General features: G+C 51.0%; 13 protein-coding genes. 4 read left to right on the top strand and 9 right to left on the bottom strand.

Annotation, left to right across the window (positions count from 1 at the left end; all coding sequences use genetic code 11):
* Positions 1-21: 21 nt before the first annotated feature.
* The 3 genes from D2E26_RS00735 to glmM all read right to left on the bottom strand — a co-directional run bounded on the left by D2E26_RS00735 (position 22) and on the right by glmM (position 4,446).
* Positions 22-2,187, bottom strand: coding sequence for an APC family permease (locus tag D2E26_RS00735; protein ID WP_241218811.1), 2,166 nt, complete (start codon positions 2,185-2,187; stop codon positions 22-24).
* Between the two features lie 105 nt (positions 2,188-2,292).
* A complete protein-coding gene (locus tag D2E26_RS00730; RefSeq protein WP_125962804.1) occupies positions 2,293-2,940 on the bottom strand; it encodes a peptide deformylase in 648 nt (215 codons plus the stop codon).
* Between the two features lie 120 nt (positions 2,941-3,060).
* Positions 3,061-4,446 (bottom strand): phosphoglucosamine mutase, encoded by a 1,386-nt coding sequence (gene glmM, locus D2E26_RS00725; protein WP_125962803.1) that lies wholly within the window; start codon positions 4,444-4,446, stop codon positions 3,061-3,063.
* 356 nt (positions 4,447-4,802) lie between these two features.
* Here glmM and D2E26_RS00720 point away from each other — a divergent pair, with 356 nt between their 5' ends.
* Together D2E26_RS00720 and D2E26_RS00715 are read left to right on the top strand one after the other, a co-directional pair.
* Positions 4,803-5,036, top strand: coding sequence for a hypothetical protein (locus D2E26_RS00720; protein WP_125962802.1), 234 nt, complete (start codon positions 4,803-4,805; stop codon positions 5,034-5,036).
* Positions 5,037-5,113: 77 nt separating this feature from the next.
* Positions 5,114-5,386, top strand: a complete 273-nt coding sequence (locus D2E26_RS00715; RefSeq protein WP_125962801.1) for a hypothetical protein — start codon at positions 5,114-5,116, stop codon at positions 5,384-5,386.
* A gap of 213 nt (positions 5,387-5,599) precedes the next feature.
* On the opposite strand, the gene pepN is transcribed toward D2E26_RS00715, so the two are convergent.
* The 3 genes from pepN to dapA all read right to left on the bottom strand — a co-directional run bounded on the left by pepN (position 5,600) and on the right by dapA (position 11,934).
* The gene (gene pepN / locus D2E26_RS00710) at positions 5,600-8,215 is read right to left on the bottom strand and encodes an aminopeptidase N (protein ID WP_125962800.1); all 2,616 of its coding nucleotides are present in this window, start codon (positions 8,213-8,215) and stop codon (positions 5,600-5,602) included.
* Between the two features lie 128 nt (positions 8,216-8,343).
* Entirely contained in the window at positions 8,344-10,311 is a 1,968-nt protein-coding gene (locus D2E26_RS00705) for a ribonuclease J (protein WP_125962799.1), read from the bottom strand.
* A 672-nt stretch (positions 10,312-10,983) separates the two neighbouring features.
* Positions 10,984-11,934, bottom strand: a complete 951-nt coding sequence (dapA, locus tag D2E26_RS00700) for a 4-hydroxy-tetrahydrodipicolinate synthase (protein WP_420897182.1) — start codon at positions 11,932-11,934, stop codon at positions 10,984-10,986.
* A 162-nt stretch (positions 11,935-12,096) separates the two neighbouring features.
* Here dapA and dapB point away from each other — a divergent pair, with 162 nt between their 5' ends.
* Positions 12,097-12,837 carry a 4-hydroxy-tetrahydrodipicolinate reductase gene (gene dapB / locus D2E26_RS00695; RefSeq protein ID WP_125962798.1) on the top strand — a complete coding sequence of 247 codons (741 nt, stop codon included), beginning with the start codon at positions 12,097-12,099 and terminating at the stop codon, positions 12,835-12,837.
* A gap of 126 nt (positions 12,838-12,963) precedes the next feature.
* On the opposite strand, the gene D2E26_RS00690 is transcribed toward dapB, so the two are convergent.
* On the bottom strand, positions 12,964-13,692 hold the full coding sequence (locus tag D2E26_RS00690; protein ID WP_125962797.1) for a GNAT family N-acetyltransferase: 729 nt from the start codon (positions 13,690-13,692) through the stop codon (positions 12,964-12,966).
* Between the two features lie 261 nt (positions 13,693-13,953).
* On the opposite strand from D2E26_RS00690, the gene D2E26_RS00685 reads away from it, so the two are divergent.
* Positions 13,954-14,862, top strand: coding sequence for a hypothetical protein (locus D2E26_RS00685; RefSeq protein WP_125962796.1), 909 nt, complete (start codon positions 13,954-13,956; stop codon positions 14,860-14,862).
* 149 nt (positions 14,863-15,011) lie between these two features.
* Here D2E26_RS00685 and D2E26_RS00680 read toward each other — a convergent pair whose 3' ends face one another.
* Both D2E26_RS00680 and D2E26_RS00675 read right to left on the bottom strand, forming a co-directional pair.
* A complete protein-coding gene (locus D2E26_RS00680) occupies positions 15,012-19,259 on the bottom strand; it encodes an ATP-dependent DNA helicase (protein ID WP_125962795.1) in 4,248 nt (1,415 codons plus the stop codon).
* 1 nt (position 19,260) lies between these two features.
* Positions 19,261-23,679 carry a PD-(D/E)XK nuclease family protein gene (locus D2E26_RS00675; RefSeq protein ID WP_241218810.1) on the bottom strand — a complete coding sequence of 1,473 codons (4,419 nt, stop codon included), beginning with the start codon at positions 23,677-23,679 and terminating at the stop codon, positions 19,261-19,263.
* Positions 23,680-23,932 lie beyond the last annotated feature (253 nt).

Genomic DNA, 23,932 nt, shown 5'->3' with positions numbered 1-23,932 from the left:
ACGTAGCGCACAACAAAAGAATTAACTGTTACGCTCGTCCTTATCGCTCTTCATTGTATGGTTAACCCGCTGTTCATGCACTTCGCCATTCACATGCTGACGTGCATATTCCACAGCGGCACGAGCTTCACGTGCGCGCTGGCGGATTTGCGACAACTGTTGCTCGACCTCAGCTTCGTTTTCTTCCGCTTGAGCCAAGACTTCGTAATCATGTGCAGTATTCATATCGGCCTTTGCTTGCTCTTGTGCCTGCAATGCATCTTGTGCTGCATCGTCTGGCAACTGCATCGATTCAACAAGTTCTGCAGGAGCTGCTGGCACTTCTACTTCATCGCCATGCGGTTCCATAATGACGTGAGGCATTGGCTGTGGCTCAATAGCCAAAGTCTTGACCATGCCCATATCGCCCATGAACACTGAAGTTGGTTCATCAGGTTCTGGTTCGCTGACATCCTTGCGCTTGAGCAGCTTATCGACTGCAGCAATAAACGCATCCTGATTCTTTGGATCTGGCAAATTGATCATGCGATCAGCATCGAAATGATGCTTAATTGGCATGCCCATTGGATCCTGATCTTGCGACAGCAGTGCCGTAGGAATATTTGACTTAGCAAATCCTGGCTTCTCCATGCCTTCAATTTGCCAAGTAAATGGGGCGAATTCATTAGCTGGATCTACCCAATCGGCATGATGCTGTGAAGCACGGAACATTAAGAAGCAAATCAGTACAACGAAGGCGATCAGGCTAATAATAATGACGTCATACGTTATGCCAGAGCCGACTTCCTTGGCCAGCTGTGCAGGTGGATACAGTGCGAGCACAATGGCGAATACTGCGGCAGCAATACCGACCAAAGCCACAATCCAAGCACCAACTTTGCCGCCAGGTACCTTAAACAGTCGTGGACGATTTGGCTGATCATAACGCAGCTTCAAGAACGAAGCGAACATCAGAATGTAGTAGATCATGTACAAAATCGTGATGGCCTGCGTAATCAATGCCACGAAGCCTTCAACGTTTGGCAAGAAGAACACGATGAACGCAATAATCGTCATAAACGCCATCTGTGCATACATCATGCGCGATGGCATGCCATGCTTGTTGTTGTTCTGCAGGGACTTTGGCAAGAAGCCCGAACGACCTGCTTGACCCAGCATGTATGAAGGGCCAGCCAGATTCGTAATCAGTGCTGCGAACGAATTAGCCATGCCCAAGTAGACGAACACCACATACAGATCTGGGAAACCAATAGTGGCGCCAAGATCGCGATACACGGTGTAGAGCGTGTAGAGCAGATTAATTTTCGACTCTGGCACGACGATTGCAATAATGACCGTTCCAATAACGAAGACGAGGAACGACAGCACCATTGAAATGAACACGACTGCTGGGAACTGCTTGGCAGGTTTCTTCAAATCTTTAATATGTGCTGCGTTCATATCAACGCCAGCAAAACTAAAGAACACACCAGCGGCCAAAGCCAGGGTGGACATGCCTTGCCACTTTGGCACAAGCGATCCCGCATCGAGTGGAATTGCTGGGCGGTTACCATGAGCCAACCAGACTACAGCCAGAATCATCATGACGGCTAATGGCAAGAATGTACCGAAAATAACGCCATATTTTGCAATATTGGCGAAGACTTTAACGCCCTTAGTAGCTAGCCAACAAATAAACCAGTAGTAGGCCAGCCAGCACAACATAATAGGCAGTTCAACGTTAACTGGATGCGAGTTTTTAGCGAAGTCTACTGCCCAGTCATAGTTTGTTGTAAAGAAGCCAATTGTGGATGACGTACTTGGAATGCCTGAACCAAATACGAATGACGTTTGGAACCACAGAATCAGCAGGCAGGAAATAGCTGGGAACGTGCCCAAGCCCTCGCCTACCCAGCGGAAAATGCCGCCTCGTTGACTCCAGCCTGACGCCAGTTCAGCTGCCACAAGTCCCGTTGGCACAAAGAACAGCAGGCCACCGATCAGGAAGTACGTGACGGCCGACAGTCCGTAGAACGACATCTGCACGTCGTTTGCGATGCCCGCGAGCGTCGTCACGGTCATCATCGTCAGTGCCAGCGTCGAAAGATTACTCGTACTCACTTCCGGCGTGCGTTTGTCGGCTTTGACTGCAGCAACAGCTGCTGCAGACGGTTGCGTTTGGGTATGTGAATGTGCCGTTTTACTCATGTGCATCCGATCAAATGGTAAGTTGGCAGCATTATGTGGCGCGTTCCGTAGCGTTGGGCATAACGCAAACAGGACCACACTGTTGTGGTCCTGCTTATATGGGAATCAGAGTGTGAAGCCGAGCTCAGTTGCTGCGTCTTCTGGAACTGGATCGTAGCTCCAGTAGTCATCCAGGTTCTCGTCAGACGTCAGCGAACGAATTTCAGACTTATCAATGTAGAGCTCGCCGCTCAAATGATCAGTTTCGTGCTGGAAAATACGGGCTGGCCAGCCGTGCAGCTGCTCGTCGTGACGGTGACCTTCCTCATCGGTCCAGTGCGCCATAATATCGAGATGGCGCTTACGCACAGCCTGGAATCCTGGCACGCTCAAGCAGCCTTCATAGAACTTCACGGTCTTCTCGCCGACTGGCTCATAGACTGGGTTAATAATGACGTGGAATGGGAACTCGGCGAATTCGCGTGGATCATCATCATATTCTTCGCTCGTGTGATCTTCCACAACGGCGAAAGCAAGCGACAGACCAATCTGTGGAGCTGCCAGACCAACGCCTGGAGCTTCAAGCATGCACTTACGCATTGCTTCAATGAGCTTGGTCATCGTCTTCTTGCTGAGCTGACCAACGAATGGTTCAGCCTGTGCACGCAGCACAGGATCTCCTGCTTCAACAATCGGCAGCGTCGTATCTTTGTACTGCTTTAACAAGCGTTCAACATCGCGGTTTAACGCGAGATCAACATGCGAGTGATTCATCGAGCATCCTTCATCAAAAATAAATTCGGCACATCGCTTGATGTGCCGAATATATTCAACGTATCTGATTCAAGCTGCCCTGATTATAAGACCTCAGAATCTAAAAACCCTGAGCGTCGCTCACAGCGCAAGTTCTTCTGCCACAACAGCAGCCAGACGCTCGCAGACCTCATCGGCCTGTTCCTGCGTTGCAGCCTCTGCCATAACGCGAACCAGTGGCTCAGTACCCGAAGCGCGCAGCAGCACACGACCGGTTTCACCAAGCAGTGCTTCTTCACGTGCAATAGCATCTTGCACAGCAGCGTTATCCTTGACGGCCGTCTTATCAACGTTTGGCACGTTCACGAGCGTCTGTGGCAGCTGTGGGAAGTCAGCAGCCAGTTCCTTCAGGCTGCGACCCGACTGCACAACTTCGTTGCACAGCGTCAGAGCGGTCAGCGTACCGTCGCCCGTCGTTGCGAACTCACGGTTAATCACGTGGCCGGACTGCTCGCCGCCCAGGCTGTAGTTACCACGCAGCATCTCTTCGAGCACATAACGATCGCCAACTGCAGTTTCGACCGTGCGAATACCCATATCCTTCAGTGCGAGCTTCAGACCAAGGTTGCTCATCACAGTTACGACGAGCGTGTCGTGGTTGAGCTTGCCCTGACGCTTCTTAGCGCGTGCCAGAATACCCATAATCTGGTCGCCGTTCACAAGGTTGCCGTCTTCATCAACAGCCAAGCAACGATCAGCATCGCCATCAAAGGCCACACCCATGTCAGCGTCCGAAGCCTTGACCATGGCCTGCAGCTGCTCTGGATGCGTAGAACCAGCGTGCTTATTGATGTTGTAGCCGTCTGGCGAAGCGTTAATGACAATAACGTCAGCGCCTGCACGACGCAGTGCTTCTGGAGCCACAACCGACGTTGCACCGTTAGCGCAATCAGCCACAATCTTGAGGCCCTTCAGAGGCTTTGGCTGCACCTTGTTTGGACCAACTGGAGCAATAGAAGACACCAAGTGATCGATGTACAGGTTCGTTGCCGTCGTGGAGTCGTGGCTAATACGGCCAACGCCAGCGCCAGTTGGGCGTTCCCAATCCTGACCCAGCACAGCTTCGATTTCGTCTTCCTTCGTATCTGGCAGCTTGAAGCCACCGCGTGCGAAGAACTTAATGCCGTTATCTGGCATTGGGTTGTGCGAAGCAGAAATAACTGCGCCCATCTCCACGTTGAGCACGCTCGTCAAATAAGCAATGCCTGGCGTTGGAATAATGCCAGCATCAATCACGTCGAAGCCACCGGCGCTCATACCTGCAGACAGTGCTGCAGCCAAGAAATCGCCAGAAACTCGAGTATCACGGCCAACGAGTGCACGATGACGACCTTCGAACTGGTCGCTGCGTTCACTCTCATCACCTAAAACACGTACGGCTGCATCGCCGAGTTCAAGAGCAAGTTGTGCGGTCAGGACGCGATTAGCAAGTCCTCGAACGCCATCAGTACCAAACATGCGCGGCATGATCTTCAATCCTCGTTTCCACTGCTGTTCAGGATGTTCTGCAACGAATTGTAGTCCTGCCCCTGCAGCTGCGCCGCGCGCGCAGCCGATTTGCCGCTAAATTTAGCCAAAAAGCGTACCTACAGAAATAAAAAGAAGCGATTTAAAAGAACGATTTTGAGACGCAATCTTAACTGCAGATGAACTTTAGGCATACCGTTGCTGAACTCGGGGGCCATAACGGACGAAACGACCTACTATGGCAGTGTCACCGCACGGCATAGTCAGAGTCGGAAGCGGGGGACGCTACGGGAAAAGAGGTGCAACGAGGCACCCTTTTACACAATTCCTTCGGGAAGAAGAAAGAGAGGTGCATCATGATTACGCGAAAACAGTGGATCAAAATAATTGTGGCTTGTGCCCTGCTGATGGTCGCACAAATTGTTGGCGTTGTATTGGCCGCAGGAGTGAACGAACTCTTGACGTTCCAAGTAATTACTGGAATAGTATTCACCACTGCGTGTATTGGCACTGCAGCAGCCGCAATGGTTGTGAGCAATAATTCGCCATTCGTCACTTCGTCAAGACGCAAGCGACGCATTCGAAAATAAAACAGTCTGCACATGGCTGTTGCGCAGTACTTTCGATCGCACAGGCTTAAGGAAGCCTGCAGGAAAGGAGATGAATCGTGAACAGCATGAGCACAACAACAAAACTGTGGTTCCGAGCGTTTCTTGTAGCCTGCATGGCGGCATTGCTACTCGTAATTGGCGCGATGCATGCGACCGGAGCTGAACAGCTGACCAAACATATGATCGCCAATATTGTCATTATTAGCGGTTTAGTAGGTTTTGAGTCACTGTGGCTCAGTTGGCGCCACGGCAATGTGGAGACCGGCGAGAGTGCTCTACCGCAAAATCATGAGCTCCAAGTGAACTTCGCTAATAAAGAGAATGACTGAAACTGAACTTCAAAGTTGGAATTATATATGGCAGTGGATTTGCTCAGTGATGTACGAATCCGCTACCTTATTCAGACTTTCGAATAAGACTTCCTAGGCTGCCAAAACTCAATTCAATTCCCCTAGGAAACAATTTGACCCGCCATCCGCACGTAACACGGATGACGGGTCAAATTATTTATCGTTTCAAACTAGCAGCTCATCAACTGCAGCTCACAGAGCCGAGTTGAAAGCGCACACGCGCTGCGTACGCTGCGAGGACTCGACGTTAGCGAGCACCATGCGCTTGAGAGCGTTGTCAGCATCAGCGTGCGAGCCGAGCCATGCTTCACCAGCCTCGACGAGCTTCTTTGGATCGGCGTACACAGGGTACAGGCCCTCGATCAGAGCCTCAGCCATGTGGAACGTACGGTTCTTCCAGATCCAGTCGAGCTCGTTGAAGAAGCGATCAACATAAGCGTTAGCAAGCTCAACATCTGGCGTTGCCGAGAAGCCGTTGGCCACTGCCTCGAGCTGGCTGTTCGTCAGATCCATGTTGCGCAGTGCCTGCTCGAATGCCCAGTCCTTAGCCTCAGCCGTTGGACGCTTTGCACGAGCGCCGAGTGCGAACTCACGGTTCTCAGTCGTCTCGTTAGCAGCGAGCTCCTTGTTCACTTCGTCGTCGGACATAGCGTCAACAGCAGCCAGAGCGCTGATAATTGCCCAGCGGAAGTTGTTGTCGATTTCCAGACCCGACAGCACGATGCGGCCGTCAAGCAGACCACGAGCGTTGTTGACGAACTCTTCGTCACCCTTAACGCCGTAGGTCAGGTAAGCGTTAGCGAGCTGGAACTGCTCATCGGAACCAGCCTCAGCAGCAGCTGCGAGCTTCCAGAGCTCTTGTGCCACGTGCTCAGCGATCTCGGTGCGCTTTGCAGGGTTCGTGTAGTGCCACACGGTCGTTGCGATCTGCTGCAGAGCGTAGCGGAACGTCGTCGACTCGTGCTCAGTGCCCAGAGCCTTGAGGCTCGTTGCAATGAACTGCTCAGCAGGCAGCTCACCATCACGCGTCATATCCCACAGCGACAGCCAGATGACTGCACGAGCCAGAGCGTCGTCGAAGCGGTAGAGGTTATCGAGAGCGAACTGCAGGCTCTTAGCATCGAAGCGCAGCTTCGTGTAGGTCAGATCGTCATCGTTGGTCAGCAGGAAGGCTGGCATTGGCTTGCCGGCAGCTTCTTCCACAACCGTACGATCGCCATCAACGTCGAGCTCAATGCGGTCGGTGCGCACGATCTTGCCCGTTGCTTCGTCTTCGTTGTAGAAGCCGATTGCGAGGCGGTGAGGACGCAGCACGTTGTGCTCCACTGGAGCGGTCTGCACGAGTGCGAGCTCAGCGATCTTCTCTTCTTCACCGTCAGAGGTGACGAGCTCAGTCGTCATCGTGTTAATGCCCGACTGCTCAAGCCACAGCTGGCTCCACGTCGTCAGATCGCGGCCCGAAGTGCCTTCGAGCTCGTGCAGCAGATCTGCGAGCGTTGCGTTCGAGTAAGCGTAACGGTTCAGGTAAGCGTTAATGCCCTCGAAGAAGCGATCGCGACCAACGTATGCCACGAGCTGCTTCAACACAGAAGCGCCCTTTGCGTAAGTGATGCCGTCGAAGTTGACGTAGGTGTCGTTCAGATCGTTAATAGGAGCCACGATTGGGTGCGTCGTGCTCAGCTGATCCTGGTTCAGACCCCAGCTCTTCTCACCGGAGCAGAAGGTTGCCCAAGCATCCTTCCAATCGGTTGCTTCAGCCGTAGCGAGCGTACTCGTGAACTCAGCGAACGACTCGTTGAGCCACAGGTCGTTCCACCACTTCATCGTCACGTAGTCGCCGAACCACATGTGAGCGAGCTCGTGCAGCACGGTCACGACGCGGCGCTCAGCCAGTGCGTCGGTAACCTTCGAGCCGAACACGTAGGAGTCACGGATCGTGACCATACCAATGTTTTCCATTGCACCTGCGTTGTACTCAGGCACGTAGATCTGGTCATACTTAGCGTATGGGTATGGAACGCCCCAAGTCTTGGCATAGAAGGCGAAGCCCTTCTTCGTGATGTCGAACAGGTAGTCGACATCCTTAGCCATAGCGTCCTTAAGTGCCTGACGGCAGTACATAGCCATTGGAACCGTGCGGCCATCTTCGTTGGCGTACTCGGTGTGCCATTCAGCGTATGGACCTGCGCAGATTGCGGTCAGGTAGGAAGACATCGTTGGCGTCGTCTCGAAGACCACGCGCTTCGTAGCTTCGTCAGCGTGATCGCCCATCGTGCCAGGCACGGTCATGCGATCCAGAGGCTCAGTTTCTGCAACTGGCATGTTGCTCGTCACGATCCAGCTCTGTGGAGCCACGACCGAGAAGTCGAACGAAGCCTTGAGATCAGGCTGATCGAACACAGCGTACACGCGGCGTGCATCTGGCACCTCGAACTGCGAGTACATGTAGATGTTGCCATCGGAAGGATCAACGCTGCGGTGCAGGCCTTCACCCGTGTTCGAGTACTGGCACGAAGCCACCACGGTCACCGTGTTGCGCTCGTCGAGGTCAGCGAGCTCAATGCGGTTGTCAGCGAATGCAATTGCTGGATCAAGCTGCTTGCCGTTGAGCTCGATGGACTCAACATTGTTAGCAATCAGATCCAAGAACGTCGTCACGCCGCGCTCTGCGCCGAACTCAATCGTCGTAGTCGACAGGAAGTCCTTTGGACCACGAGTCAGATCAAGTGCCACGTTGTAATGGATTGGAGCCTGGACGATTTCTTTACGCTCTTCAGCTTCAGTCCTAGTCAGGTTTGCACCCGGCATGCTTGCCTTCCTTTCAATTGTTGTAGTAATGCTTGGGATTACTTACGTTTGGGGGGTATTTTTCAGTTGTACGATTTCTGCTTGTGCTCGCAGTAGGTTCAATTGCGCGCTGATAGATAACCGTGCTGTCAGTTGTTCTGCGACAACATGTTGTCCATATCAGCAGCGACATCAGCCACTACTGGAACAATCATTGGCTTGCGATGCAGTTCGCGAGCAACCCAGCTACCCAGCGTGCGGCGCATAATCTGCTGCAGCTTGTAGGTATCCTTCGTGCCCGTCATCATGGCATCTTCGAGCTGCTGCACAATCTTGTGGCGCACCTGCTCGAATTCACTTTCATCTTCAGCCACAGCGTTGAGGTAAACCTTTGGACCGGAAAGCACTTCCTTAGCATCGGTATCAACAACCGTGAAGCAAGAAACGAAGCCTTCGGAACCGAGGATGCGGCGCTTCTCGAGCTCCACATCGGTCAGCTCACCAACCGAATCGCCATCAACGTAGACATAACCGCAAGGGACCGAGCCCACAATTGCTGCCTGGCCGTGGTACAGATCAACGACGTCGCCGTCTTCTGCAAGCACCACGTTCTGTGGATCGATGCCGGTCTTGACTGCAATCAGGCCGTTAGCCACCAAGTGACGGTTCTCGCCGTGAATTGGCATAGCGCACTTTGGCTTGACGATGTTGTACATGTACAGCAATTCGCCTTCGTTGCAGTGACCCGAAACGTGCACAGCTGCGTTATCGCGGTTGACCACGCGAGCACCCTTTTGCACGAGCTTGTTAATGACCTTGTAGACGCCATGCTCGTTACCTGGGATCAGCGAGCTTGCAAGAATAACAGTGTCGAACTCGTTGACCGTAATATCGCGGTGGTTGCCATCAGCAATACGGCCCAGTGCAGCCATTGGCTCGCCCTGCGAACCCGTGCACATGTAGACAAGCTTGTTGTCTGGGTAATCCTTTGCCTGCTTCAAGTCAATAACCGTGTCTTCTGGCAGGTGCAGGTAACCCAGATCTGCTGCGATAGACATGTTGCGCACCATCGAACGGCCGACGAACACAACCTTGCGGCCGTACTTGTGAGCAGCGTCAACAACCTGCTGCACGCGGTGCACGTGGCTCGAGAAGCTTGCCACAATAATCTTGCGCGTAGCCTGAGCGAATGCCATATCAAGTGCTGGGCCGATCGAGGTTTCTGGCTTCACGAAGCCTGGGACCTCAGCGTTCGTCGAATCCATCATGAGCAGATCAATGCCCTGCTCGCCGAGCTTACCGAATTCAACGAGATCGGTGATGCGGTGATCCAGTGGCAGCTGGTCGAGCTTGATATCGCCCGTATCAATCAGCGAACCAGCAGGCGTACGCACGCACACTGCGAGTGCGTCTGGAATCGAGTGCGTCACAGCAACGAACTCAAGGTTGAATGGACCAACCTTCATCTTGTCGCGGCCAGTCACCTCGTGCATGATTGGCTCAATGCGGTGTTCGCGGCACTTTGCTTCAACAAGGGCCAGCGTCAGCTTCGAACCGATCAGTGGAATATCCTTACGCAGCTTGAGCAGGTAAGGCACACCACCAATGTGATCTTCGTGGCCGTGCGTCAGCACCAGAGCCTCAACGCGATCCAGACGATCCTTGATGTAGTTGAAATCAGGCAGAATCAGATCAACGCCTGGCTGCTCTTCTTCTGGGAACAGCACGCCGCAGTCGATCAGCAGAATGTGACCGTTGTATTCAATAACGTTCATGTTGCGGCCGATTTCGCCAAGGCCACCGAGTGGCACAATGCGCATAGAGCCCTTGCGGTACTTAGGTGGGGCGATCAGCTCGCGGTGTTCGCGTGGATCAGACGATGCGATTGCTGGAATAGCCTTTGCTGGCTTAGTGGAACGCTTCGTGGTCTTGCGGGAGCGGGAAGTTGCCTTCGTCGACTTGGTGGACTTGGTCGACTTCGTGGACTTTGCGCTCGACTTGGTCGTGCTACGGCGAGTGCTCTTCCTTGTGGTTTCTTTTGCCTTTGCTCCCTGTGCGGTCTTCTTACGTGCGGAGCCGCGTTTACGCGTTGCCGTTTCCTTCTGTTCTGTTGTCATTACTTCTCTTATAGTTTCTGTTCGGTGTTCTACGCCTGTGCGCAGAACGGGGTCTTTGATGTACATACGGTTTGCCGAATCTGTGCTGAACAGATGCTGTCTGCAGCGGATAACTTGCGTCGACAACGCCGCATGGTTGTGCTTGAGCGGTATTCGTTTCGCCAAGCATGCGTGTCGTTCTATAGGTCCTTATGCATTGCGAATTCGTCTGAAGGCACGGAGCTTAGGCTCAACATGCCAAACGCATTAGAACCGACGCGGCACTTTTCCACGTCACCACAATTAGTTATACACGCTCCCCCGCTCAGAGCCTTTGCTGCGCGCGTGCATATACCCCCGTTATTGTGGGACCGGGAACATCATTGCTTGCATGAATACCATTGAGTAAACAAATTACAGGGGTTATTCATTCCCTGGCCTTATATGCCATGGCAATAGTTCAAATGACATTGCAACAACTCAGATAACATAGCTCAGGCTCAAATGCCACAGCAATTAATTCAAATTACATTGCAATAACTTAAATGACATAGCAAAAGACTCAGTTGCCCGCACCATGATTACGCGCTACTGAGTCTTTTGAAATCTAGTAAGTACAAAGTCAGATCGAATTAGAGCACTTTGCACTCATGTTCGTTGTGATGAGCAGATTGTCAACTCCTCTGCATGCATTCAGAGCAGTTTAGCTGCACGCAGGCCTTGAGCTACTTGTTCAATCTGTTCAGGAGTTGGTCCAACATTTGGCAAGCGCATCACTGTGGAATCGATAATGCCTCGTGCATACAGCGCAGCCTTGGCCATACCTGCTTGAAATCCAGCTCCATTCATAGCTTCAATAGCAGGTGCAATCTGCCCTGCAAGCTGCTGAGCCTTTACCACGTCACCATGGTCAAACGCATCGGCCAGATCATGCAGCGGTCCAGCGGCTGCGTGTGCTGCCACAGAAATAATGCCAACAGCTCCGATCGAAAGGAACGGAAGGAACAACGAGTCGTCGCCCGAATACCAAGTCAAACCAGTGTCGAGTCGCTTGCGGATGGCGCCGGAAATATCGCCCGACGCATCTTTGACAGCCGTAACGTGGTCGAGCTCAGCCAAACGGCAGTAAGTCTCATGAGCGATACGTACGCCTGTACGTCCTGGAACATCGTAAACGATCATTGGCTTGTCAACGCACGCATTGACGGAAGCATAGTGCTGGAAAATACCTTCCTGAGACGGACGTGAGTAGTACGGGCAGACGACGAGCACAGCGTCGGCACCAGCTTCCTGCGTCTTCTCAACCATGCGAACCGTATGGGCGGTGTCATTCGAGCCCGCACCAGAAATAACAGGAACATCAACGGCTTCTTTGACCGCGGTCACCAGCGCGACCTTTTCTTCAATGTGCGTGACTGGAGACTCACCCGTTGTGCCATTGACCACAATGCCGTCCGCACCGTCGGCGACGAGCTGGCGGGCCACGCGCTGGGCTGCCTCATAATCGATTGAAAAATCAGACTTCATAGGAGTCACCATGGCTGGTAGCACACGGCCGAATGGCGCCTCATCAAGTAAATGTATCGATGCAGTTGAATCGTTCTCATCAACGTGAACGTTCGTCATCTCATTTGCGTCTGTCATGGTTCACCACCGTAGCGGCTTTACTCAGGTGGAGCTGTGCAATGTCCAATTTTCGGCTCATTTGGTCATTGGGTGCCAACCTTCAGTGAAATTCGCTAGTGTGACGTGTGGAAATGCGCAAAATGAGGTTGCGGAACTCCGCAGATCTGTGAAGGAGAACCTATGATCAAGGTTTCTGTTGTTGGCGCCAAAGGACGTATGGGCTCGCACGTTGTTGAGGCTGTGAATGCTGCGCCAGATATGGAATTGGCGCTGGCGCTGGATGCTGGTGATGATTTGACGGCAATTACCCCTGCCAACACCGATGTGGTTGTGGAGTTCACTGTGCCAAGTGCTTCGCTGAACAATGTGCTGACACTTATTGGTCAGAGCGTTGATGTTGTTGTTGGTACGACCGGTTGGACGCCAGATAAGCTTGCTCAGGTTCGCGGGGTTATGTCTGCCCAGCAGAGCGTGTTTATTGCACCAAACTTTGCAATTTCAGCTGTGCTTGCTGACTACTTTGCTCGTGTTGCTGCACCATACTTTGAATCGGCTGAAGTCATTGAAATGCATCATCCAGATAAGGTGGATGCGCCTAGCGGCACTGCAATTCATACGGCACAAGGCATTGCTGCTTCGCGTAAGGCTGCTGGACTGGGTGCGATGCCTGATGCAACGCAGACCGATGGCGGTTCACGCGGTCAGGTTGTAGACGGTGTGCACGTACATGCCGTGCGTTTACGCGGTCTCAACGCTCATGAAGAAGTGCTGTTTGGCAATGCTGGTGAGCAGCTCGTGCTGCGTGCTGACAGCTTCGATCGCACTTCGTTTATGCCAGGTGTACTGCTGGCAGTTCGTAAGGTAGAAACTGGCGAATATCCGGGTCTGACCGTTGGCCTCGATAATTTCTTGGATCTGTGATGAAACGAAATGGGACTGAGCTTTGGTAATTGCTCAGTCCCATTTTTTATTACGTTTATTTGAGAATTACTCGGTCGGTACTTGAATTACCTTACTTGTAATTGAGTTACCCGGCTTGCTCCGTAATTACTCGGCTTGCACCTTGCCCATGTAAATGTACTGGTCATCGTCAAGGCTGATTGGACCGGTGCCCACTGGAGCAAGTTCAACGTCAGTGTCTTCTGGATGATCAGCGTGAATGCGCTCTGCCACGCGCTGCATACCCTTGTGATCGTAGAACTCGTAATCGCACGTGGAATCAGTGTGCAGGAAGAACGAAGTCACACCTTCTGCAGCGAACTCTTCCTGAGCACGACGCCACAAAGCACCACCAACGCCCATTCCTTGCGTAGTCGTATTGACCATGAACAGCTCGATTTCGCCCTGCGTATCTTGGTTGACGAGCGAATCATCCTCAAGTTCCTTCTCAACAGCAAGGAAGCGCTCTTGGAAGTCAAGCATGCGACGGCCATTTGGCGTAGCCTTCATCAGACCCTTTGCCATTTCCAAAGCTTCTGCGGCTTCAGGGAACATATATGGCTTGCCCTGCACACGCATAAGCAGTACGCCTGCGAACTCACCATTTGAGGTACGACCAACAAAACCATTCGTCGTCAGGCTCATGAAGTGCAGCGTCAAGAAGCGAGAAACGAGCACAGCAGTTGGTGTACCAGCGATGCCTGGAATCTCAATAGGCCATACGCGATCAAATGCCGTCAGAATATCCTCGAAATCGTCCCATTGCACTTGACGATAATCAACAATTTCTGGCCTAAGTCGTTCCACATTCTTCAACTGTGCATGATGCGAATTCATACTGTGCCTTTCTTGCTAGCCCGTAATGTAGCTTAGCCGCTTTTGCCTGTCTTATTCCATAGCAAAGTTCTGAAAATAATGAGCTATTCACAACCAACGATGGTTTATTAGCCTATTTCGATACCTCATTCTTCCATTACGCACTTGCCTATCCCTTGTTTATAGCTATTACACGCAAGGATTCAAGCTAAGAAAGACTGCTGAGTAGCATGACAATCGAGAGAAACAACCTTCTTTTAATCAATAGCAAGGAAGCGAAAGATGAAGAAGCTAATTCGAACATTACTATGCCTAATTGCGGCTATTGGATTTATTTCCGTGAGTGCATGCTCAAGTGAGCTTCCCGGAGCAAAGCTTGAACCCATTGAGGCAGACACCAATACAACAGTGACTTTTGGCAAAATTCAGGTGCCTATTTCTTCCAAGTGGGAAGAATCTGACGATAACGACAGTACGTATGTTATGAATCGTTACGTGATCGATAAGGATCAGTCCATCCGCATCGTTCTGTCGCGAGATAAGTTTGCATTAAATGAAAAGCCAACAACTTACGAAGCACTTAAAACACAAGCAGAGAATTCATTATCTGGTGCAACTTCTCTGAAGACAGAAGAAGCAAAAGTTGATGGTGAGATCGCTGTTAAGGCAACATTTACCAGTACTGGCTACGACGACAAAGAGATCAACGATAATGCTTACTACTTCACGGTAAACACAACTTTATACTCAATTGACTTTGTCAAAGCAGTTCCTGCCTCAGTGGATATTCAATCGTTAATCGACAAGATTCTTCCAAAAGTTAAGATCGAAAAAACAGTACAGATTGTTCCTGTAAATATTGAGATTACGGATCACAACGAAGGCTCTGAATATTACTATTTCAATGTTGTTGTGAAGAATCCAGCAACTTCCGATATTAAGGTAGAGCGGGTCGGAGTTGAGCTTCTTGACAAAGATAACAATGTAGTTGATTCAACCTATGCCTTTAGTAGCCCCGGTATAACGATTGCCCCAGATAAGACCGGTGCCTTTGAATGCAAGGCAAAATATTCTCAGAATGTTAGTAAGGTTCGCGTCACCCATTACTCCATTCCTGGAGATAATGGTCCAAACAGCTTTGAAGAAGTACCGTTAGAGCATCCAAAGACGCTTGATATGCCTGCAGTCTGATACAGCAAAGCAATTGATAAGCTCTATAGAGTAACGCCGAGCGGGTTGAGATGGACTTCCATTTCAACCCGCTCAGTTGTTTGTTACAACTACATTCTGCTCGGCTTGGACTATTAACTCCTCATTGTTTGAATCTTCATCGTTGCCGATTAGTCTTCATCGCTGCTTTGTGGAATGCCCGAGCTTAATTCTTCGAGAATCTGCTGCTCAGACTTCGGCTCTGCCACAATCGTGCGCTGTGATTCTTCAGCCTCGCTGACGTAATAGAGCGCCGCATCGATTTGCTCGATCGGAATGCTACGCATACGCGACCACAGTAATCGATAGAAATCAAGCTGACGCAACTTTTTCTCGATATCAGCCGCACCAACTGGACGATGACCAGTCTTCCAGTCGACAATTGTGAAGCAATCTTCTGTATGAGTTCCATCAAGACGACCGCGGAATACGGCGTCAAGCTTGCCAGGCATAACGGCGAGCGTTTCAGAAGACGGTGCAGTCGAGTCAGACGGAGCTGCGCCGGACGAAGCCGAAGCAGATTCAGCAGACGGAGCCTGAGCTGGAACAGCCATAACAACGCTCTGTTCAGCGGCCTCGAGCTGCCTACTACTCCACTGCGATTCAGCAAGACGCTGCTGCCAAGTCAGCATTTGCTTCTCACGACGCAACTCACGACGCTGCTCAGCAGTTGAAACAACTTGTCCCGTCTCTGCCTCTGCTGCTTGATCGGCCTCAGCCAATGCCTTGATCTCGGCTTCAACCTTCTGCTGTGCATGATGCAGCGAATTAATCATCGTTGCCTGCGACTCGAGAGACTCACCACTGCCAGCCTTCATGAATCGTTCGGCCCAGCTATGCAGACGCGTTCCAGCCTCTGCCGCCGCCGACGTCACGCGCGGAATTGGGCGCACCAACGAACGTTCGAATGCTCGACGCTGCTTCGTATCTTGTTCACCCGCGTTCGACTGCACAGTCGTTACCGTCAAACGATGTGTACGCATAACAGCCGCAGCTTTTCGGGAAACCTCGCGGTCAAGCGCTTCTCCCCTGAGCACTGCCGACGCACCAAGATCAACATCGTGCAGAATCTTCAGAGCCTGCGTTGTTAATGGCATAGTTGATTCCTGTGGCAGTTCCATAGCCGCTGCTTGTGCAGAGTCACCGCGTTTCTGCAGCTCGGTCATAGCGTCGCGTACCAACTGTGCCGATTCAGCAAGGCGCTGCTCAAGTTCAGGACTCAAGCTCGTTGGGAATTCCAGCGGATCAGATTCAATCTCTTCAGGAAGTTCCTCATTCCAAGCGTTACCAACAACTGCATTTTCAAACTCTTGTGCGTTGTCACCAACGAAGAAGCCCTTTGGTAGCTTAAAGCCGAGTGCTTCTGGAGTTTGCTGCTCACTACCTTCTTCTACGGGAGTGATATTCGTTGGCGTATCAACGATTCCACCCTGAGCGCCGCCATGCATGTATTGCATCACATCAGCAACCTCAAGCAAGAAGTTCGAAGCCTTCGTTTGCTCCTGCTGATCCTGCTGCTTCTTAGCTTTAGCTGGCTTCTTTGGCGGGAGTTTCCTCTCATCACGCGAGAGCAGACCGTTCTCACTTTCGGTGAGCAGCACGGACTTCTTTGCACGAGTAACAGCTACATACATAAGACGTCGTTCGTCAGCATGCAGACGACGACCATATTCTTCCTGCTGCGTGAGATACCAATCATCTGCATTGATATCGATACCTTCAAGAGAAGCTGCTAATTCTTGTGTTGCACGAAGCGTACCTTGAAGCTCATCATCCAGAGATTCCAGCGAATCAATGCGCTGAAGTGCAGCGATAGGATCCACTGCTCCAGTTTCATCATCACTGTTGCCGTCGGCAGCATCATGCGGGAACTGCGGCAAAATATTGGCATCCACTCGTACAGGAACTGGCACAGACTGTTCACGTGTTATCCAAGTCGTGGCTGTTTCCACATAGGTTGGCGCCTGCCATGGTTTAGCAGCTTCCAGAGCTCCTGCACCTGGCTGATACTTTGACCAAGCATCATCGCCTTCTGACGCTACGATCTTCAATTGATCGCCGACATTACTTGGGAATCTCTTCTGCTCAAGTGAAGGAATAACAACAGCATCCCATTCCAATCCCTTGGACTGGTGCACCGTCATCAGCACAACATCGCAAACAGCATCAAGACCCTGCGTTGTAGTGTCTTGTGCATCGTTCAACGAGTCGATCCACGAGAGGAATCCTCGCAACGTAACATTCTGGCTGCTCGAAATTTCTTGCACATACGTAGTCACCAGATTTTGCAATGCATCCAATGGCGACTGGATACTTGCCGGCGAATCCGTACGCCCCTGCAAACCAGCGGCAACAACCATATCGACATCAAGATTCAATGCCTCTGCTGCCACACGTACTGCTTCATCAAGAGGACCATGCATCGACTGCTGTACCAACATAACCGCTTGTGCGGCTGCTGTAATAGATGCACGACCCTGCTCGGAAATATTGCTCTGCTCCAGCAAGGTTTCAAGGTCGTCATGCATCAACGCATCAATAAGGAACACACTGTTTGGCAGACGATCACGATATTCACGAACAAGCTTGCGCTGAAGTTCGTACGGAATATCAGTTTGTTCGGCTCCCTCGTCTTGCAATTGCTTATCGCTAATCAAGCCTGATTCGAGCAGAATACGGAAGCGCTGTTCCGTGTTGAGCCGTTCAGCAAGATTGGCGAATGCTTCCAAATCTTCTGAACTGACGTGGTAACGCGGCGTTGCCAGCAAACGAAGCAAATGCACAGCATCAGTGTGGTCGCTAGCACTATGAAGCAATGCCAAAACATCGCGCACTTCTGCACGATCAAGTAATGCAGACTTACCAACAACTTGCACACTTAAACCTGTTGCTTCAAGTGCTGTACGGTACTCATCCATATGAGTTTTCGATCGGAACAGCAAAGCAACATGTGGTGCGTCTGGGTCTTTACCAGATTCATCGAGCTTGGCATAACGCTGCTGGACTTCGTGCACAAACCGCACGATGCCATCAATTTCTTCGCCTCGCGTGGCGTATCGCTGCACGCCCACGGTGCCAAGTGTGTCTTTGTTAAATGCCGTCAGTTCAGGCACATTAACCTCACGCATTGGCGAGCTGCTACGACGACGTTCTACTCGACGCAATGGCATCGTTAATGCATTAGCAGCCTCAAGTACCAATACTGAATTACGACGCGTCATTGTAATTGGCAATGGCTCGTACGTTGGCGGTAAACCGAAATCGCGCTGGAACATACGGAATGCACCAGGGCTTGCTCCTCGCCATGCATAAATTGACTGGAAAGGATCGCCGACAGCACCCACTGCTGCTGGTGAAACCGCTTGATCCTCTGACGTATGGAACAATGCAGCCAGCAATGAAGCCTGCGTTGTGGATGTGTCCTGATACTCATCAAGCAGCACATGCGAATATCGACGACGATACTGCTCGCCAATCGATGGGAACTGCGTTACGAGCTGGAATGCAGCGATGGTGAAATCACTGAACTCGGCCATATGACGCTGCTGCTTTGCTTGCGCATACTGTTCAACGAGCGAAAGCAGCATCTCACGCTTACGCGTTGCTGACAGCAAATCATAAGCCGTATTTACAGCGATTAATTCACCTTGTTGCTCATTTCCAGCTTTCCACTCCTCGACCCTCTCCAAATACTCAGTATCGGTTTCTTTTTTGGTGCGTTTTTTTGGATGGTCGACTATTTTTGGTGTATCTTCAGGAGGCTTACGGTCACCGATTAAGGATTCCAGCAGCGTAATGAATGCTTGGTCCCATTCATGAATACGCGAGCAGGCATCAGCAAATGTATGGCAATCGTTGCCAATCATGGAGCTTGCAATATCATTTGCAAGCGCATACACCTTATCGACCACTGTGGTAAACGCTTGATAGTCATCAGGCGCTGCGATCAAACGATCTACATTGTCAGAAACAACATCACTAATAAGTTGACGAGCGCCTGCTTCACTTAATGGTTGTACGTTCTGGTCGAAGCCGACGAGCAGACCATATTGGCGCACAATACCTTGGAAGAATGCATCATAGGTCAACACTTCTGGCTTCATGAATCGTGCTGCAGTATTCGTCTGCTGTGTATTCAATGTGCTGGTATAGGCACCAGAAACACGTTGCAACAGCTCGCTTGCTGCTTTACGAGTGAACGTCAGGCCTAGAATATGCTGCGGTGGCACACCCTCATCAATCAAATGAATGATGCGCTCGGTCATCGTAAATGTTTTTCCGGAACCTGCACCTGCAACCACAAGGAACGTGTCATTGTGGGCGGCATCAATAATGGCTGCCTGCTCTGCAGTAGGAGTTTTCTTTGGCGCTGCACTCATTTCAGGCCCTCCTTGTTTCGAATACGGTGTCTGTTCCTTGGCCGCATGCTGGGCAGATAGTGTGTTTTACATCGTTTTGGCAATGGTTCATATGGCCTGCTGTTGGATGCGCAGTCAACGTAGTAGATACGCTTGCTGCTGCTGCGTAGAACACACGAGCAATCATTGTTAATGACCAAATGGCGTTAGTGCCTCGTAGTTCAAGGAGCTGTTGCCAAGCGTGCTCGTCTACTCCTGCTGGAGCTTCTTCAGGGAGCTCAATGTTGAACAGCTTTGAGATTTCCTTGAAATACGGTCGCTGTCGATAAGCATCTGCATTCAATGCACCATTTACAAAGAGTGCTGGCTGTGCCACGTTCTCTCGGTAATGACTCTGCGCTGGGTATTGCACATGGCCTTTGTCATCCACACCGGCATAGAACAAATCACATTGAGAAATAACCGGCATATGAGCTAGCGAGTATTTTCTGTGCCCATGTTCTGGCTGCGGGAACGCATAGCCTAGCTGATAGCAGACAAGCTGTAGATCTTGATACTGTTCTGGACCAGTATGCGAGACACCAGTTTTGTAATCGATAATGCGTAATACTTCTGAGCCATTTCCCTGTTTACGCCATTCTTGGCGGTCAATACGTCCAGTAAGACGAACGTTGAGCCCTTCTGGCGAGTATCCCGGCCAGCCACCTACAAGCTGTTCCATAATAGCGAGCAGCGTTGGCTCATCAATGGCATCAACTGATGGCATTGCGTTATATGCAGCGAGTACATCACGAAGATTGAACAGTGCTTGGAACGGTACTTCTGCCTGAGCACTTTCCAGTTCACCTAATACTGGGCATTCCTCATACGACTTATATTGCTCCGTTGTACTGAGCACAAAGTAGTTCGCAATCGACCTCAGAACATCATGGGCACGCAACATATCTTGCTGCGCAGCGTACTGATCCGAGCCCTCTTCTAGCTCAGGTTGTTCGGCCACTAATCGCGTGAATTCAGCCATCATAATGTCAGTCAGTGCAGCAATACGAGCTTCTGTACCAGCTGATTCATCGAGACCAGGTATTGACGTATTTGGCATGTCATACTGGTGTTCTGTTGCGAATGCTGCAACGGCATGGATTATCACACCGAATGATTGGTTCAAGGATCCACGCTGCGGTCCCGAATAGACCTTGTCGAGTTTGGCGCAAATCGGGCAATCCCAATAGCTATCCACCTGAGACGGCGAAAGCATAACAGTCATCGTCTCTGGCTGTGCAGGCTGAATGGCATCCGACACGTGCTTATGTACCGTATTACGATGCTTGGTTCGCTGTTGATCAGCTTGCTGAGTTTCCTGCTGAGCCGAGCGTGCGCCTGTAGTTTCTACAAGTTTCGTGCCGTCTTCTGCTACTACCTCACTGAACTGCAGTTCATACGTTGGCGTTTCCGCAGTCTGTACATCAGCAGCCGACTGTTCCGTTTCTGCAACAGTTTGTTCTTTTACTTCCCTATTGACCACATATGGCCAATTCTTTGGATCTGCTGCATGTACGCCGCCTAAAGCCAGTTGTGCTAGAGCCATGGCAGCATCCTTAACGGATTCGTCTTGCATAGAAGCGTTTTGTTTCGCTAATTCAATACGTGCCAACGCAATAATGCCGCGCGTATCTTCATCAAGCGTATGCAAATCAGACCATGCAGCTTGTGCTACATCGGTGTCGTCATGTAGATCAGCTAAACGGCGTAATGGCAGCGCATATGGCTCTTCACGATCGAACCATTCAGAGCAATACCCGTAAAGGAATTCAGAAGGTACTGTTTCTTCGCTGGCAACTGCGCTCATCCACAGTCCAAACTGCGGTTGCGTTGTATCGACTCGAGTAAGTCCTACAAGGAAGCTCTTCTGCTCGTTGGCCAATACTTCACGGCTCGATTCATTACTCCAATCGAGTGCATCCGGCTGCTGGGTTGCAACGCCGTACAAAGCCATGCGCACAAGTTCCTCACCGCCAAACATCGTGCTTCGTGCTGCCAAGTTTGGCCATACACTTTCTTGCACGCCTGGCATAAACACATAGGCCCAGTGCCTGCCAGCAGCGCCGGCAGGCGTTGTTAAGGTAACCGCTTGATCAATTGGTGCCACTTGAGCCAACGAATCAGCCTCAATCTGCAGCTGTCGCACTTGATCAATAAATGCTGAAATCGACGCATCTTCACTGGCACCGCGTGCATATTCAAATAAACGCATAGCCACGTCGAGTCGATCATTAGCAGCACGACCAGCAGCATTATTCGTAAACGATGCTGTTTGCCAACGATTAGCAACGCCCGTAGCAAGCCAAGCAATTTCCAGTGCAGAAACAGCCGTATGCTCTGTATCTCTTTGCATACGATTTGCGACTGTATCAATGATGCGCCACAGTCGTTGGAATGCCTGATATTGACGTGTTTGGCCAAGCATGAGTCCAAGCATATCGAGCAATTGTGGTGCTCCATTATGCATCAGCATGAGCATCATGGCATCAATACCGAGGCCAAGTTCTTTCTCGTTTCCAGTTGCTTCTTCGAAGTTGGAATTGTCAATGGACAATTGAGAGGAATCAACAGTATTCTGCTGAACCTCGTTGAACTGAGCCGCAAGATCGGTCCAATCTTGCTGCAGCGAAGTGAGCACACTCGAGGACTGCTCTGATTCAGAATCTTCCGACGCAATAACGGTAGACAACGAATCAAGCGCACGCATAGCTGACTCAATACTCTCGAGTCGCAGCGGACGCGACATATGCAGCGACGAATTAGTGTCAGAAGCGGCATCAATAAGCGGGCTATCGGCGATCATACGGACTCGAGAACGTACCCATCCTGCGGCCTGACGAGGAGTCATACCTGAGTGGGCAATACCACGCTGACGCATTTGAGCAAGCTCAATAATGGCGAACAAACCCTGAACAAATGGCTCTTCAATAAGCGGACGAGTCACAGACGAATAACGCACAGGCACGCCATCGCGGCGCAAACGGGCACCAAGCGCACGAATTGCAGCGTTATCGTGCATAATAACGGCCATATCATTCCATGCAACTGGCTGCTTTTGATTTAAATGCAGCGACTTGATGCGCCAAACGACGCCATCTTCTTGCTCGCGGTCCGAGCGATACACCATGCCACGCATCGTGCCATCAGTCAGGCGATTATCTTGATCATCAAGCGTATGAATAGGCCAGGCGCCGTCCATAATTGGCATCTTTCCTGGACGATCTGGCATAGCTTGGTCAGTAGGTTCAATAGCGGCAATAGACAGCGAAACTCGCGACGCAATGGTGTTCAGCAACGTTGCATCAAAATGCGCATCAATAGGCACCATTTGTGCACCCAGCTCATCGCGCAGAATACGGAACACATACTCTGGGTAAGAACCGCGGAATGTTTGTACAGCTTCATCAGGATTACCTGCGAGCACAAGCGTTACCCCTTGTGCTGCAAGGGCTTTGAGGAAGCTCAATCCGGAAAGCGTCAGATCTTGCACATCATCAACAATGAGTTCATCTAACGCTTCAAAATGATCACTACTTGATACGAGCTGTGCAGCTTCAGACAGCAGCTCAGCTGCATCCAAACGGTATTCGCTCTTAAATGTTGCTTGTACAAGCGTCTTGTATTCATGGCGCAACGAGAATGCAAGCTGCCATTGCGTGCGTAAACGCTGACCCATAAGGCCTGAATTTGCAACGTTTTCCAGATATGTTGGTTCCTGTTCAGACGTGAGGCCAATCTCAGCCATACGCGTCAACATGTCACGCAACTGATCAATGAACTCACCATCAATGCCTTCAACAAGCAGGTCAGTCGTGGTTTCTGCAGGCAACGTTAATGCTGACGCCTCATCTACTGAATCTGAAGAGACGTTCTTAGGGGTAGATTTCGGCGCGATTTTCAGCCCAGATTTTGGCGTAGTTTCAGTAATAACTGGGCTACTAATCACGCGTTCCCAGTGGTCTTGCTCAAAGTAGGCGCGCAGTTGGCGGCAGGTTTCGCAGGTGTCGCCTGCCTCAGCTTCTGCAATATGGCGTGCAAGCACTTTACGTAACAGTAGATCCTGTTCTGCACCGTTAATCAGGCGTGGCAGAGGACGGTTTTCTCGCATGCGCTGCGCGGTCAGTAAACGGAATGCGATTGCATTCAGCGTGGTAATTGGACGTGCTTGAGAGCTCACACCGAGTTCGCGAATCAGCTGGTCTGACAGCGTATCAGCAATCTGGCGGTTAGCAACGGTCATAACGACGCAATCATCGCCCAACGCACGGCATTGTTCACTCATGATGTTGAACAATGTTTGTGTTTTTCCTGATCCAGGAGCGCCTGCATACAGCGTGACTTGGCTCGTAGGCATAGCGGCATGCTCGGGTTGACCGAAGACCTCGGTGTTGCGATTTTGCATATTCATAAACGCACCCCCTATTGCCACGGATATGCACTAGATCTTTCTAGGCACACGATCCTAAGAGTATCGTCACTCTTCAAAAGTTTCGAGTATTTCTTCAACCTGATAAATACGCCCTTTTTCGAGGGGTACTAGACGGTTCAAAGCTATAGATTTTCCGGTAGTTCAAAATCGTATATTAGAACATTTGTTCGACACGCCCGAGGGGTTGATGAAACGCTGTTGCGCTCCTCGATTTACATATTTGTTT

Origin of the sequence: Bifidobacterium dolichotidis, from assembly GCF_003951975.1 — a bacterium.
Classification (GTDB): Bacteria; Actinomycetota; Actinomycetes; order Actinomycetales; family Bifidobacteriaceae; genus Bifidobacterium; species Bifidobacterium dolichotidis.
This window is presented reverse-complemented; position numbering and strand designations above follow the sequence as displayed.

What these genes read in the sequence shown, in the direction of transcription:
- D2E26_RS00735 (WP_241218811.1), bottom strand. Translation starts at nt 2,187, where the DNA reads ATGAGTAAAACGGCACATTCACATACCCAAACGCAACCGTCTGCAGCA.
- D2E26_RS00730 (WP_125962804.1), bottom strand. Translation starts at nt 2,940, where the DNA reads ATGAATCACTCGCATGTTGATCTCGCGTTAAACCGCGATGTTGAACGC.
- glmM (WP_125962803.1), bottom strand. Translation starts at nt 4,446, where the DNA reads ATGCCGCGCATGTTTGGTACTGATGGCGTTCGAGGACTTGCTAATCGC.
- D2E26_RS00720 (WP_125962802.1), top strand. Translation starts at nt 4,803, where the DNA reads ATGATTACGCGAAAACAGTGGATCAAAATAATTGTGGCTTGTGCCCTG.
- pepN (WP_125962800.1), bottom strand. Translation starts at nt 8,215, where the DNA reads ATGCCGGGTGCAAACCTGACTAGGACTGAAGCTGAAGAGCGTAAAGAA.
- D2E26_RS00705 (WP_125962799.1), bottom strand. Translation starts at nt 10,311, where the DNA reads ATGACAACAGAACAGAAGGAAACGGCAACGCGTAAACGCGGCTCCGCA.
- dapA (WP_420897182.1), bottom strand. Translation starts at nt 11,934, where the DNA reads ATGACAGACGCAAATGAGATGACGAACGTTCACGTTGATGAGAACGAT.
- dapB (WP_125962798.1), top strand. Translation starts at nt 12,097, where the DNA reads ATGATCAAGGTTTCTGTTGTTGGCGCCAAAGGACGTATGGGCTCGCAC.
- D2E26_RS00690 (WP_125962797.1), bottom strand. Translation starts at nt 13,692, where the DNA reads ATGAATTCGCATCATGCACAGTTGAAGAATGTGGAACGACTTAGGCCA.
- D2E26_RS00685 (WP_125962796.1), top strand. Translation starts at nt 13,954, where the DNA reads ATGAAGAAGCTAATTCGAACATTACTATGCCTAATTGCGGCTATTGGA.
- D2E26_RS00680 (WP_125962795.1), bottom strand. Translation starts at nt 19,259, where the DNA reads ATGAGTGCAGCGCCAAAGAAAACTCCTACTGCAGAGCAGGCAGCCATT.
- D2E26_RS00675 (WP_241218810.1), bottom strand. Translation starts at nt 23,679, where the DNA reads ATGCAAAATCGCAACACCGAGGTCTTCGGTCAACCCGAGCATGCCGCT.